Source organism: Phaeodactylibacter sp. (assembly GCF_022763345.1).
GTDB lineage: Bacteria > Bacteroidota > Bacteroidia > Chitinophagales > Saprospiraceae > Phaeodactylibacter.
Genome location: NZ_JALEGS010000102.1, coordinates 1 through 13,580, shown reverse-complemented (window position 1 = coordinate 13,580; position 13,580 = coordinate 1). Strand labels below are relative to the sequence as shown.

General features: G+C 50.2%; 10 protein-coding genes. 7 read left to right on the top strand and 3 right to left on the bottom strand.

Translation table 11 applies throughout. The features are described from left to right. Nucleotides 1–2: 2 nt before the first annotated feature. From MRY86_RS24780 to MRY86_RS24770, 3 genes are all read right to left on the bottom strand, one after another. Nucleotides 3–1,139, bottom strand: a complete 1,137-nt coding sequence (locus MRY86_RS24780; RefSeq protein WP_293569211.1) for a trypsin-like peptidase domain-containing protein — start codon at nt 1,137–1,139, stop codon at nt 3–5. A gap of 49 nt (nt 1,140–1,188) precedes the next feature. Next, nucleotides 1,189–3,510, bottom strand: a complete 2,322-nt coding sequence (locus tag MRY86_RS24775; protein WP_293572002.1) for an acyl-CoA dehydrogenase — start codon at nt 3,508–3,510, stop codon at nt 1,189–1,191. A gap of 171 nt (nt 3,511–3,681) precedes the next feature. After that, complete coding sequence (locus tag MRY86_RS24770; protein ID WP_293567035.1) at nt 3,682–4,479, bottom strand: glucosaminidase domain-containing protein; 798 nt, start codon at nt 4,477–4,479, stop codon at nt 3,682–3,684. 130 nt (nt 4,480–4,609) lie between these two features. Between MRY86_RS24770 and MRY86_RS24765 the strand changes: the two genes are divergently transcribed. The 7 genes from MRY86_RS24765 to MRY86_RS24735 all read left to right on the top strand — a co-directional run bounded on the left by MRY86_RS24765 (nt 4,610) and on the right by MRY86_RS24735 (nt 13,205). Beyond that, nucleotides 4,610–5,329 (top strand): LexA family transcriptional regulator, encoded by a 720-nt coding sequence (locus MRY86_RS24765; RefSeq protein WP_293567034.1) that lies wholly within the window; start codon nt 4,610–4,612, stop codon nt 5,327–5,329. A 119-nt stretch (nt 5,330–5,448) separates the two neighbouring features. Next, nucleotides 5,449–5,916, top strand: a complete 468-nt coding sequence (locus MRY86_RS24760) for an ankyrin repeat domain-containing protein (RefSeq protein ID WP_293567033.1) — start codon at nt 5,449–5,451, stop codon at nt 5,914–5,916. 79 nt (nt 5,917–5,995) lie between these two features. Then, nucleotides 5,996–8,047 (top strand): thioredoxin domain-containing protein, encoded by a 2,052-nt coding sequence (locus tag MRY86_RS24755; RefSeq protein WP_293567032.1) that lies wholly within the window; start codon nt 5,996–5,998, stop codon nt 8,045–8,047. Between the two features lie 26 nt (nt 8,048–8,073). Then, nucleotides 8,074–9,048, top strand: coding sequence for a type IX secretion system membrane protein PorP/SprF (locus MRY86_RS24750; RefSeq protein ID WP_293567031.1), 975 nt, complete (start codon nt 8,074–8,076; stop codon nt 9,046–9,048). Between the two features lie 303 nt (nt 9,049–9,351). Continuing rightward, on the top strand, nt 9,352–10,593 hold the full coding sequence (locus MRY86_RS24745) for an SUMF1/EgtB/PvdO family nonheme iron enzyme (RefSeq protein WP_293567030.1): 1,242 nt from the start codon (nt 9,352–9,354) through the stop codon (nt 10,591–10,593). 323 nt (nt 10,594–10,916) lie between these two features. After that, nucleotides 10,917–11,528, top strand: coding sequence for a gliding motility protein GldL (locus MRY86_RS24740; protein WP_293567029.1), 612 nt, complete (start codon nt 10,917–10,919; stop codon nt 11,526–11,528). Between the two features lie 48 nt (nt 11,529–11,576). After that, on the top strand, nt 11,577–13,205 hold the full coding sequence (locus MRY86_RS24735; RefSeq protein WP_293567028.1) for a GldM family protein: 1,629 nt from the start codon (nt 11,577–11,579) through the stop codon (nt 13,203–13,205). Nucleotides 13,206–13,580 lie beyond the last annotated feature (375 nt).

Below are 13,580 nucleotides of genomic sequence, written 5' to 3'. Positions count from 1 at the left end.
CCTTACCGGCTACCAGCTTCTGATAGGCTTTGCAGCACCACGTTGTCCCGCCGGAACTTCTGCCCCTGCCGGTAAAACTCCAGGCTGATTTTATCGCCAGGGCGGAAAAGGGCAATCTGTTCCTGTAGCTCGGGCACGGAGTTGGTTTTGACGTTGTTGATCGTTATGATCACATCGCCCTCCCGAATGCCTGCCTCCGCTGCGCTGCTCCCCTGGCTCACACTGTTGATGTAGACACCGGCAACACCGGGCAGCGCCTGCTGCTGAGCGATCTCGCCAGTGACTTCTGCAATGCCTACGCCAAGGATTGCCCGCTGCACTTCACCAAACTCGCGGATATCGCGAACCACTTTCCGGACCAGATTAGCGGGAATAGCAAAAGAGTAGCCTTCATAGCCACCTGACTCACTGATGATGGCAGTGTTGATGCCGATGAGCTCGCCTTTTTCATTGACTAGTGCGCCTCCGCTGTTGCCAGGATTGACTACGGCATCTGTTTGAATAAAGGACTCAATACTGTAAGACCCCCGCAGGATATTTATATTGCGTGCCTTAGCACTCACAATACCGGCAGTGACCGTGGACGAAAGGTTGAAGGGGTTGCCTACTGCCAGGACCCATTGGCCGACTTCCACTTTGTCGGAATCTCCATACAATACCGGCTTTAAGCCGCGGGTATCTACCTTTAGCAGCGCCAGGTCAGTGGTGGGATCGGACCCGATCAGTTCTGCTTCCAGCTTGCGCTTATCATACATGGTGATTTCGTAAGTCGCTCCGTCTTCCACAACATGATGGTTGGTGATGATGTAGCCATCCGTAGCTATGATCACTCCGGAGCCGGAAGAAACCCGGTACCCGCTGGCACTTAGCGTGTTGATGTTCACAACTGCTGAGGTGACCAGCTTGGAGGTACTAACAAAGTCCTCTATAGGCCCTTCTGCCCAAGCCCGGGGGCGCTGATTAATTGGCGCTTCCTTTGCGGCTATTGGCCCGGAAGGCTCCTGACCGGTTAATACCGGTTGCGCTGTAGCGACAGGCTGGGCCATCGGCTGTGGCAGATGGTAGAACTGCTGCATGAACATGAACGTGCAGGCAGCGCTAACTACGGCAATAAAAATATTTTGAATGACTGATTTCATATGGGACTGCTTTTTCGCTCCTGATTAGGGAGGAGCAAGATAAGGGTTTTCATGATTTATCCTTGGATTGCACAATGGCAGCTCCCAGGAGTGTATCGGGAATGGCGAAAGCCTCCACATAAACATTGGCCCAGGTGCGGGCTTCTGCACAAAGCCGGTCCACTTCCCTGCGGATGGCTTTAGTCTTGACACCAAGCATATAATCGCTTTCCAGGTACCAGCCTTTGTGGGACTCTATGGTATGCAACGCAAAAAGCTGATATAAAGTACGAAAAGCACTATGTGCAGTTTCCGGCATAGGCTGCTTTAGGGCTTGCTGAAAAGCCCTGAGCGTAACCCGGTCCACATAAGCTTCGGCCAGGGCAATCATATGGGGTTGGCACTTCAATGCTGCATCGTAGGAGGATGCCCCGGATTTGATGTGCCCTCGCAACCGCTGCCCTAATGAAGCCGTGAGCCGGTTCTCCCTGAAATCGAAGGCACTACTGTGGAATTCTTCGCTGAGCAGATGCCCGCGGCTGGTGTTGCGTACGGCGATGGGATTCTGCTCAGTGACCGCCGTGGTCACCCGGTTGGAAACGTAACGCAGCAGAGCCAGGTTGCCTTCCTCATTAAAGGCTTTTTTAAACTTGGACAGCAACCCTTTGGCTACGAGTTGAGCCAGTACGGTATTATCCCCTTCGAAGGTAGTGAAGATGTCGGTGTCTGCCTTTAAGTCAGCAATCCGGTTCTCCCAAAGGTAGCCTTTGCCCCCACAGGCTTCCCGGCATTCCTGTAAGGTTTCGGTAGTAAACCAGGTGGCGGCGGACTTCAGCCCGGCGGCCAGGCTTTCTATTTCCCGCATGTCCTCTTCTTCGTGAGCGACGAAACGCTTACTCAGTTCCATTAGTGCAAAATGGAGGGCGTAGGCTTTAGCAAGCTTTGGCATCAATCGGCGCTGATGGCTGGGATAGTCGAGCAGCAAGGTTTCCGGCTCGTTCTGACGGGGCGCAAACTGTCGGCGTTTGAGTGCGTACTTGATGGCTATCGTTAGCCCCGACTTGGCAGCGCTTAAGCCAGCCCGCGGTACACATACCCGTCCGCCTACAAGCGTGCCGAGCATAGTGAAAAACCGGCGGGCGGGGCTTTCGATAGGGCTGCTGTACTGGCCCTCTTTGGATACATCGCCGAATCGGTTGAGCAGATTGGTCCGGGGGACGCGGACTGTATCGAACCAAATGCGACCATTGTCTACACCGTTGAGCCCCAGCTTGGTGCCGCAATCCTCCACCCGTATACCGGGAAGGGTGGCGCCGGATTGGTCCCGTAAAGGGACCAAAACAGCGTGGATGCCGTGGCTTTCCCCCTTCACAATCAGCTGCCCGAAAACAGTGGCCAGCTCACCGTGAAGGGCATTGCCGATGTACTCTTTTCCTGATTGTTCCTTTGGAGAGTGGACTACAAACTCTTCCTTCTCAACGTCATAGGTGATAGTGGTTTCCAGTCCGCGCACGTTAGAGCCATGCCCGGTTTCGGTCATGGCAAAGCACCCGAGTAATTCCCCTTTGCCGATAGCTTCGAGGTATTTCTCGTGATGTCGGGCGGTACCTAATTGCTGTACGCTTCCACCGAACAACCCGAATTGCACCCCAAATTTTATAGCAAGACTAAGATCGTGGTAGCCCAGCATTTCGAAAACGGTAGCATAGGTGCCCATATCGTGCTGCCCACCCTGTGCAAATGGGTAGGCGAGTGCGCCAAATCCTTGTTCTGAGAGCATTTGAAGCCACTCCAGGACTTGCTCCCGGTGCATGTTTTTATTGCTGTATTCTTTGTACCGGAAAACGGGGTCTGAAAGGAAGGTTCGCATCCGGTCTCTGATTTCTCCGAAGTCTCCATCAAGTACTGCTTTCAGGTCCTGATGGGATGGAGTACCCGGTGCCTGCCCCTCTGGCTCGGGCTCTGGCAGATTGAATATGAACCGGTGTGTATCGAGGCTGACCTGCCCCAAGGCGGCTTCGAATTCCGTGAGGTATTGTAAAATCTCCGGTGAGTCCCATCGTTCAGGTTGCTCGCTTGCCTGCTTGGCCATATACAGACCCAGTTCCGCCAGGGTTTGGGGCTTGTCGGCGGGCAGTTGCTCGGCTGCCCGTTGCAGCTCCACCTCCCAATAGCGGAAAAGATGAGGAGAAGGGGGGCGGGTAGGCTGCCCCCATTGAAGCAGTGTCGTTTTATCTTCCGTAGTAAGGAAAGGCGCTTCCTCTGCCAGCCGCCGAAGCGTTTTTATTTCGGTAGGTGTAAGGATATGGTCAGCCCAGGCGGTGTACAAAATGGGGACAAGGGACTGAACGCCGGGCGCGTAGTTGAGATTGAAGCTGGAATAAGTGGACATGGGCAACGGGATTTGTCTGTAATAACACTGTCCAGTAAAACATGTTTTTGGATAGGAGCGCATTAAGAAGCTGGTAACACGCTTTGATCCTCCAGGCAAAAAAAAAGACCGCCCCGCAACTGGGGCGGCCTGCTTCAATCATGAGAAAACCACTTAAGGAGAGATCTTAGGCTAGTCCAGTTCGTCCAGTTGGTACTGGTGAATGGCCGCCATTATTTTTTTTGCATAGTTTTTGTCACTAACCAGGTCGGACCGCTGCAATGCTGCAGCCCATTCTCCGGCTGATGCATGCTGCCCGGCTAATTCGGGGAAATACCGGACTAGCATCAGGCTGTGGGCGCGCCAGTTTTCCCAGGCGCTGTCGAAAATGCGGTTGGCCAAAGGAGCACCAAAATGATTGTGCCTGGATTTCGCTGCTTCGCTGAGCCCCGCATGGCTTTCCAATATTGCTTGTGCCATTTTCAGGCTGGCAGGTATACCGTATTTATCTTGTTCTGCCTGTGCAACTTTGCTAAAGCGCTCTATGTAGGCTTTCACCTGGTTTTTGGACAAGGCAGGCAGTTGGGCAGCACCTGCTTTCAGAGATACAGGCTGAGCCAGAGACATCTGCTCGGCCTGCCCGTCCGCTTCCCGGTCGTCAGAAAAACCCGACATCGGGGACTTCATGTTGATCGAAAACTGTATGTTTTTCTGGGTCAGGATAAAGAAGGCGATTGCGGCCAGCGCAATTTTGAACCACGGCAGGCGGACCTCACTCAGCGTGCCGCCGGTTGCCTGATGAAAACGGAACCGCAGTGCGGTAAATAGCTTTTGGAGGCCAACGCCAAGCTTATGCAAGAGCTCCTGTAGGCTCGGCAGATGAATGGCAGGTCGGGCAGAACGGTTGAGCTCCTTTTCCTGACGGGACTGTCGGGCGGCAGTCTGCTCCTTCTCCCGCACGGCATACTTATGTTGTTGGTAGGTAGGCATATGAATTAGGTTTTTTGCGAAACGTTTTGTATCTTTCGCAACAAATTGAGTTATTGTTTCATCTCTTGCTACAAATATAAAACAATAAGTTTTTAAAAAGCAAGTTTGTTTTAAAACATTTTCGTTTAAAATGGCAGATTTTTCCGACCATATTGTGAATCAGCGGTTTAAGGATGTTTACCATGAGCTGGAGCGCCTGAATTTGATCAAAGGCAAGTCTGATATTGCCAAGCATTTAGGGACTTATAATCACGTCATCAACAGTATTCTGAAAGGGCAGCGGAATATTACCGTCGATCAGCTGCACCGGCTGTTTGAAACCTATGGTGTCGATGCGAACTACCTTTTTGGGATTGCGGATGATATTTTTGCCGATGGCGTTACCCTGCCGGGAGAAATTCCGGTGCGCTCCATCAATGAGCGGCAGATGGGCAGCCGCAGCAATATCACCCTGGTCCCTGAGCAGGCGATGGCGGGCTACGCACTTGAGCATCAGGACACCTCCTACCTGAAAAACCTTACCAAGTTTTCTATCCCTAACCTCGATGGAGAACTAATCGCCTTTGAGATTCAGGGCGATAGCATGATGCCGACCATCACTAACGGAGACCTCGTTGTGTGCGACCCTATCGAAAGAGGGGAGCCCTTGCGGGATAACCATGTTTATGTGGTAGTTACGGATTCTGTTGTGGCCAAGCGAATTCAGCAGGTCCGCGAAGGGGACCGGATTACCAGCCTGCGGTTGATTTCTGATAACGACCATGTGTACAAGCCCTACACCGTGGAACTAGAGGAAATCCGCCAAATCCTTAAGGTCAAATGCCGGCTGACCTCCTATGCTATTGCCTAAATATGGCTTATAGATTGCGAAGCTTCCCTGCTTCGTAAAATCGACAGAACTAATCAGGTGAAACGGGCGTTATCTTGGCGATAATCTGCGATTTAGGAACCAACTACACATGACGCTCTATGAACGAAAAATTGTTCGATGCCATCCGGGCTAATGACTTGGAGGGCGTGGTTGCTGCTCTGGAGTCTAACCCGGAATCGATAAATACACCTGATCAGCGTGGTTTCCCTCCTTTAGTGCTTTCCACTTATACCGGGAATCAGGCTATTGCGAAATTGCTTCTGGACAAAGGTGCCAATATCAACGCACAAGATGCTTCCGGGAATACAGCATTGATGGGAGTGGTCTACAAAGGCCACGCTGATATCGTGAAAATGCTACTATCCAATGGCGCTAACGTAAATATTCAAAACCATAACGGCGCCACTGCACTAACGTTCGCTGCTACATTTGGGCAAACTGATATCGCCCGCCTGTTGCTGGCCCACGGCGCGAATACGGTAGTGAAAGACCACAAGGGGCATTCGCCTATCGATCATGCCCGTATGCAGGGGAATGAAAACCTTATCCAAATCTTATCGACCTGATTTAGGCTTCACTGGAATTGGATTGCCCGTGAACTAGAGCTGCTGCCTTCCCGTTCTTCCATAAAGCACCGCTTTATATATGAATCGACTACGGCAAGAAACGAGCCCATACCTTCTTCAACACGCTAACAATCCTGTCCATTGGTATGCCTGGAAACCAGAGGCCTTCGAAAAAGCCAAAGCGGAAAACAAGCCAATCCTGGTTAGCATAGGCTACAGTACTTGCCATTGGTGCCACGTAATGGAGCGGGAGAGTTTCGAGGATGAAAAAATTGCCGCTTTCATGAATGAGCATTTCGTCAACATCAAAGTGGATCGTGAGGAACGGCCTGATGTCGATCAGATTTACATGGAAGTTTGCCAGGCGATAAACGGAAGCGGTGGCTGGCCCTTAAATTGTTTCCTGCTGCCTGACCGCAGAGCCTATTTCGCAGGCACTTACTACCCTCCCCAGCCAATGCACAACCGACCCTCCTGGATTCAGGTCCTGCAGTATATGAAAGATGCTTTTCATGACCGGTATGAGGAAGCGGAAAAGCAAGCCAGTCGGCTGATGAACTCTGTGGCTGGAAGCGACACCACATTTCTTAAAGAGGACCTTTTGGATGTTCCTTCGGAGAAACTTTTCTCCAGGGGTGGCCCCAAAGCCATTTACGAAAACCTGGCACAATCGTTTGATCGCAAATACGGCGGCTTTGGCAGCGCACCGAAGTTCCCCGGTACGATGGGGCTCCGGTACTTACTGGAATACGCTTACCTTTCAGGCGATGAAGCGCCGCTGCAGCACCTTCATTTTTCACTAAGTCAAATGATACGAGGCGGTATTTATGATCAGCTTGGCGGCGGTTTTGCCCGCTACGCCACTGACCGGCAATGGCTGGTGCCTCATTTCGAAAAGATGCTGTACGATAATGCCCTTCTCGCAGGGTTGCTGGCGGATGCCCATAGGCACACGCCCAATCCACTTTATGAAACCACCTTACGGGAAACGTTGGGCTGGGTCAAACGAGAAATGACCAGTCCGGAAGGTGGTTTCTACGCTGCACTTGATGCAGACTCAGAAGGGGAGGAGGGGAGGTTTTATGTTTGGTCTTATGAGGAGGTGCAAGAATTGCTGGGCGATGATGCTGAGGTGTTTTGCGCATTCTACGATATCACACCGGGCGGCAACTGGGAAGGCACCAATATTTTGCACCGGCCGGTTTCTGATGTTGATTTTTCCACCGCTCGCGGACAAGATCCGGAAGCATTGCAGGCTACCCTCGCCGCCGGCCGAATGAGGCTGTTCAATGCCCGGGAGCAGCGGGTGCGCCCGGGGCTTGACGACAAAATTCTGTTGAGCTGGAATGCCATGATGACCACAGCTTATGCCAAAGCCTATGCAGCAATTGGCGAGCAGGATTTTCTGAATACAGCCGTAACCAATATTCAATTTTTACTGGAAAAGTTCCGGCAGCCCGATAGCGTTTCCTTCTTCCATACCTATAAGGAAGGGCTGGCACAATATGATGCCTTTCTCGACGACTACGCCCTTCTTATTGAAGCCCTCATCGAGGTTTATCAAATCAATCTCGATACAGCACTTTTGCGTCAAGCCGGAGACTTATGTGGGTATCTGATGGACCACTTCCTTGATTCCGGGCATAATTTGTTTTATTTTACTGGTCAGTCGCAGGAAGATATCCCGCTTCGGCGAAGGGAACTTTACGATAGCGCAACGCCTTCCGGCAACTCTACAATGGCACACAACCTCCATAAACTGGGGTTGCTCCTTGGTAAACCAGTTTTCAGTCAGTTGGCCGTTGATATGTTGCGGGGCGTAAAAACCTCAGTAGAGCAGTATCCTAATTCTTTCGGTCGCTGGGCGAACGCATTACTATATCAAAGCTATCCCTATTACGAAATAGCTTTAGTAGGGCAACAGGCTGCTGCTAAAGCCATACATCTGCAACAATCATTTATCCCGAATGCTGTCGTGATGGCATCCACAACAGCAAATGAAGACTGGCCCTTGCTGGCTGGCAGAGGGACTGGTGGTGACACCAATATTTATGTATGCCAAAAATATGCCTGTAAACGCCCCGTTGATACTGTAAAAGCAGCACTTGAGTTGCTGAACAACAACGGATGATCATCAAAATTTCAAACCCGGCAAGCATGAAGCAATTATTAACAATACTTCTGGTTACGCTGATTACCGGCATGGGCTGGTCTCAGCAGGCTGCTCAGTACAGCATGTTCATGATGAACAAATTTAACTGGAACCCCGCCTATGCGGGGATGGAAAACTCCCTGGTCGCTACAGGCATCTACCGGTCGCAGTGGCAAGGCCTGCCCGGCAATCCGGTTACCCAAAATATCGGCGTTCATCTGCCGGTAAGCGTCATTAGAAGCGGCTTTGGGTTGAACCTGGAGAATGACGAATTGGGAGCCCGGCAGCGCACGACCGGATCCTTGTCCTATAACTATCAAATGGAACTGGGCCGCTGGGGCATCCTTTCTGCAGGCGGCAGCGTGGGGTATGCCCAGCGCACCCTCGATGGTGCCGCACTCCGCACTCCGGATGGCGACTATTCTCCTTCCGATGGAATCCTAATTCATAACGATGATCTTCTGCCGGTCACTGCAGTCTCAGGCAGTGCGCTCACCTACGGGGCAGGACTTTACCTGCTGACGGAGCGGTTTGAAGCCGGTTTAGCCGTTCGCAACCTTACCGAGCCGGTTACGCCGGTGGGGGACGCACTAAGTATCCGCCTTTCCCGGGCTTTCTTTTTTAATGCGGAAGGCCACTTCGACCTCAGCTCCATGATTAGCTTCCATCCGGCGCTGTTGGTGCGTTCAGACCTGGTACAGACCCAAACGGATATTGCTGCCCTTTTTCATTATAACGACAATATAATAGCAGGGGCTTCGTTTAGAGGGTACGACAGCAATTCGATTGATGCCGTAGCGGCAATCGTTGGTTTTAAGCTGAGTGACAATATCACAGTCGGTTATGCCTACGATTTCACACTGTCTACCTTGAATCAGGTGAGCAACGGCTCGCACGAAGTCATGATCAGTTACAACCTGAACAAATCACTGGGCACTGGCCGGCCTCCAAAAATCATTTACAACCCGCGCTCCTTATAATATTTAGGGCAGTGTTTGGTTCCTAATGGTACCTTCGGCTTCCCCGAATTCAGGTTTAATCCCGGAGTACAACAGAAAAGGTAAGATTTATTTTACCCGTTCAACAGTTGCCCCTGTTCTGGTCCGTTGTGCGGCATCAGCCAGCTATACAAGCTGATTTCAAAATGTAAGCTGCCCGGCTTTTCGTGGGCAGAAACAGAAAAGAAAAAAATTAATTTTTGATAAGATAGGCAAACAGCCTATATTTACGACTGCGTTTATTAGACCGTATTATATATTCTGAAGGAAAACAAGGGTGTTAACATGAAACAATTAATCAAGCTTTCACTAGTCTTACTAGTGTTTGTTGCCGCGTCCTGTGGCAGCAGTGAAAACGGCCAGCTGGTAGGTGTATTAGACCGCCCGGACTGGAAAGGAATTAATCCATATGGAATGGTTTACGTACCCTCCGGTACGTTGCACATCGGCCCATCTGACCAAGACGTAAGTAATACTTTCGTGCAGCGTCAGAAAGCCATCTCTATTCAGGGATTCTATATGGATGATACCGAAATCACCAATAACGAATACCGCCAGTTTGTAAACTGGGTCCGGGATTCATTAGCTCACTCTTACCTCGACCACTACGTCGAAACCGAAGACGGCGAAGAGCGGATCGACTGGGAATACGAAATCGACTGGGAAGATGAAACCCTGGAAGATTTGTATTATCAGGGCGATGACCGTTTTGCTGGTAAGAAAGAACTCGATGCCAGCAAGCTGGTATTTGAATATGAGTGGTATGACTGGCAGAAGGCTGCACACGACCACGGTCGTTCTCCGCGCAATGCCTTCATTCAGCGCCGTAAGGTGAATGTCTATCCGGACACACTGGTTTGGATCCGCGACTTCTCCTACTCTTATAATGAACCAATGACGCGGAACTATTTCTGGCACCCTGCCTTTGATGACTACCCTGTAGTAGGTGTGGACTGGCACATGGCGAATGCTTTCGCTTACTGGCGTACCAAGCTGTGGAACACTTACGCGTTGACACGGGGCGATGGTATCAACTCTGAAGATTTCCGTCTGCCAACCGAGCACGAGTGGGAGTACGCAGCACGCGGTGGCCACGATGTAGCGATGTACCCATGGGGTTTGTACTACACACGTAATGCCAAAGGCTGTCTGCTGGCCAACTTCAAGCCTGGCCGTGGTAACTACCCTGAGGACGGTGGTCAGTACACGGTGCGCGCAGATGCTTACTTCCCTAACGATTACGGCCTGTACAATATGAGCGGAAACGTTGCGGAATGGACCGTAACCGCATACTACGACAACGCTTATTCCTTCCTGCATGACCTCAACCCGGATATCCGCTACGATGCAAAGGATGATGACCCTGAAGCATACAAGCGTAAAGTAATTCGCGGTGGTTCCTGGAAAGACGTTGCACATTTCCTTCAGACTGGCACACGCCACTGGGAATACCAAGATACAACGAAGTCCTATATTGGATTCCGTTGTGCACTGACCTTCCTGGGCCGTTCACTGAACGATTTCTAATGGTAACACCATAATATATATTGGATGCATGCTTTGAATAAAAGGCATGCATCCAATTTCTTTTTTGGTTATCTCCTCTATCTTTAACTCACCTCACCATTACATCAAAGCTTTTCTCACGATTCAGCTTGGTTCTGTCAGTGAGTGATCCGCTTTGTGTTACATTCATTTAATGTCCGGTTTGATTTTCGGAAAAAAAGCGAAAAAAATTATTGAAGCCTGTAACCAATCAGGAGCGGGGCATTATGTGGTAGAGTTTGGAGAAACCGATCTCCCAATTTGCTAAGAATTTAGATCACCAAAACTATTAAAAGAGAACTAAGATGAGTTTCTTGAAGTCAAAAGGGTTTAAGTACATTAAAAACCTGATCATCGGTCTCGGTGCATCAGTGGTATTGATGGGTGCACTTTTTAAGCTGGAAAGCTGGGAAGGCGCTTCCGAAATGTTGATCATCGGCCTGTCCGTTGAGGCATTTATTTTCCTTTTCCTCGGTCTTATCGGCCCTGAGCCTGACTACTACTGGGACAAGTTGTACCCAGGCCTGAGCGATTACAGCTCAAATATTGCACCGCTGACTGCCGGCGGCACTCCTAATACTCCTGCAGCAGCTCCTCTGAACGGCGAAGTTGTGGAGCAGCAGCTTGGAGGTATGCTATCTGAATTGCAAACCATGTCCAAAAGTTTATCGTCATTAAAGGCTTTACAGGAAGTGGACTTCTCTGGCACGAGCGATCAGATCAAAACCATGAGCAACTTCTACTCCAAGCTGAACGAAGCAATGGCTGACCTGTCTGACTCACTGGAGGACACCAAGCAATACAAGGAGCAGCTCAACGCACTCAACCAGAACATCGGACAGCTAAATGGCACTTACGCACAGCTGAACAACGTGTATGGCAACGTAATCTCTGCCATGTCGAACGTTGGCAAATAATCTGAGTTGACGCATCCCTATTTTTGAATTTTCTAAAAGCTATATAGCATGTCAATACCTAAGGAACCGCGGCAGCTCATGATCAACCTCATGTATCTGGTGCTGACTGCGCTACTTGCCCTTAACGTATCGGCCGAGGTAATGAATGCTTTCTTTACACTGGATGACGGTAACAAAGAAAGTATCGCCACTGTAGAATCTCAGTTGGAGCAAACAGTGGGCGGGCTGAAAAGCCTGCTTAGCGACGAGTCCAAAGCCAAGTACCGCCCCATCGAACCTGCCGTAGATCAGGTTCGTGAAACCATTTCCAGCTTCAACAGCTATGTCAATGATCTTCGGGATAATCTGATTGACTCCGCCGGTAACCAAAACGGTGAAGTGGATGATGATGACTACACCGAAAGCTATGGTAAGGTGGTCCCAAAGGGTAAGAAAAACAAAGATATCACGACCCGTATGCTTGTGGACGAAGGCCGGGGGGAAGAACTCAAGGCTGAGATCCTTAAGACTAAGGATAAACTCGTTGAAATTTATACGGAGCTGCTTCGCAACCATGGCAAAGCTTTTGGTTTGAAAGAAGCAGAAATTAACAACCGGATTGAGAACATCGGCAACAACCTTCCATTTGGCATCGATGACGAAACCTGGAAGGAAAGCAAAGACAAGACGAGCTGGGCGGACTTCAAATTCCGTCAGATGCCGCTTGCTGCTGTGCTTCCACTCATGAGCCAAATGCAGTCAGATGCGAAAAGCTCTGAAGCTGCACTGATCAACAGTATGGCTGAGCTGGCCGGTGGCCGTGTGGTTGAGTTTGACTCTTTCTTCCCGGTCGTACAGGCGGAGAAAGCCTATGTGATCAAGGGCGATCCTTTCAAAGCAGAGATTTCTGTAGGTACCTACAGTTCTCAGATCAATCCGGATGATATCAATATCTACGTTAACGGCAGTGCTGTTTCTGTAGGCGAAGGCGGAAAAGCGGAGTACACTACCCGCACCACTTCTACAGGTAACAAGCAACTGAAGCTGAAAGTAGAAGTCCGGAACCCGCTGACCGGAGAAGTGTCTGAAGGGGAAAGCATCTACGAATATGAAGTAGGTACCCGTTCTGCAACCGTTTCTGCGGATAAAATGAACGTATTCTACATCGGTGTGGATAACCCGGTATCTGTTTCTGCCTCCGGTGTGTCTTCCAACGATCTTGATGTTCGGGCTTCCGGTTGTTCTATCCGGGCGACAAGCAGAGCGAATGGCAAGTATCTTGTAACGGCGGACAAGCCGGGTGATGCAAAGATCATTCTTTCCGGCGGTGGACTGCCTAGTACTACTTTCGACTTCCGGGTCAAGAAGATTCCTGATCCGGTTGCCCGCCTTTCAAAGTCTAGCGGCGGAACCATGGGTAACGGTACCTTCAAAGCGCAAGGCGGTGTAGGCGCATTCCTAGATAACTTCGACTTTGATGCCACTTGTCAGATTCAGGGCTTCACCCTGGTTTATGTGGCTTCCCGTCAGGACCCTGTTGAAGTGATCAACGCCGGTGCACGCTACAACGATCAGTCCCGCCGTTTGGTCAATCAGGCTAAGCCGGGCGATATTTACTACTTTGATGATGTGAAGGCGCGCTGCCCTGGTGATAAAGTGGGCCGCCCGATCAACTCAATGGTATTTAAAATCAAATAAGGTTTCACCTTATCGAAAATTTAGCTGCTTCAGCCAGCTCTTCAAACGGGAGAGCTGGCTGTAGTCAGCTCAGCCTGAGAGGGATAATATATTGAAAATCTGAGCGGTAAGAATTTCTGTTATTTTGCAAAGGTTGTAAAATAGCAGTTGTACAATTGCCGTTAGTTCTATTACAGAAAAGCTTTTAGTGGTTTGCCATGGAAAAGCTGGTGCGTAGCAGAAAACTATACATCCAATCTAGCCGGAATAATTCCCAAGAACGCACCACTGTAACAGGTTATACTGACGATTAAGTGGTTTGCCACAGCAAACCTACTCAATGTCAGCATTTACGCTGGGAAGTGGCTTGCTCCGATGTCGCAAACCACTTCGTAT

Bases quoted from the DNA above. Each gene is read 5' to 3' on its own strand.
- MRY86_RS24780 (WP_293569211.1), bottom strand. From the start codon at position 1,139: ATGAAATCAGTCATTCAAAATATTTTTATTGCCGTAGTTAGCGCTGCC.
- MRY86_RS24775 (WP_293572002.1), bottom strand. From the start codon at position 3,510: ATGTCCACTTATTCCAGCTTCAATCTCAACTACGCGCCCGGCGTTCAG.
- MRY86_RS24770 (WP_293567035.1), bottom strand. From the start codon at position 4,479: ATGCCTACCTACCAACAACATAAGTATGCCGTGCGGGAGAAGGAGCAG.
- MRY86_RS24765 (WP_293567034.1), top strand. From the start codon at position 4,610: ATGGCAGATTTTTCCGACCATATTGTGAATCAGCGGTTTAAGGATGTT.
- MRY86_RS24760 (WP_293567033.1), top strand. From the start codon at position 5,449: ATGAACGAAAAATTGTTCGATGCCATCCGGGCTAATGACTTGGAGGGC.
- MRY86_RS24755 (WP_293567032.1), top strand. From the start codon at position 5,996: ATGAATCGACTACGGCAAGAAACGAGCCCATACCTTCTTCAACACGCT.
- MRY86_RS24750 (WP_293567031.1), top strand. From the start codon at position 8,074: ATGAAGCAATTATTAACAATACTTCTGGTTACGCTGATTACCGGCATG.
- MRY86_RS24745 (WP_293567030.1), top strand. From the start codon at position 9,352: ATGAAACAATTAATCAAGCTTTCACTAGTCTTACTAGTGTTTGTTGCC.
- MRY86_RS24740 (WP_293567029.1), top strand. From the start codon at position 10,917: ATGAGTTTCTTGAAGTCAAAAGGGTTTAAGTACATTAAAAACCTGATC.
- MRY86_RS24735 (WP_293567028.1), top strand. From the start codon at position 11,577: ATGTCAATACCTAAGGAACCGCGGCAGCTCATGATCAACCTCATGTAT.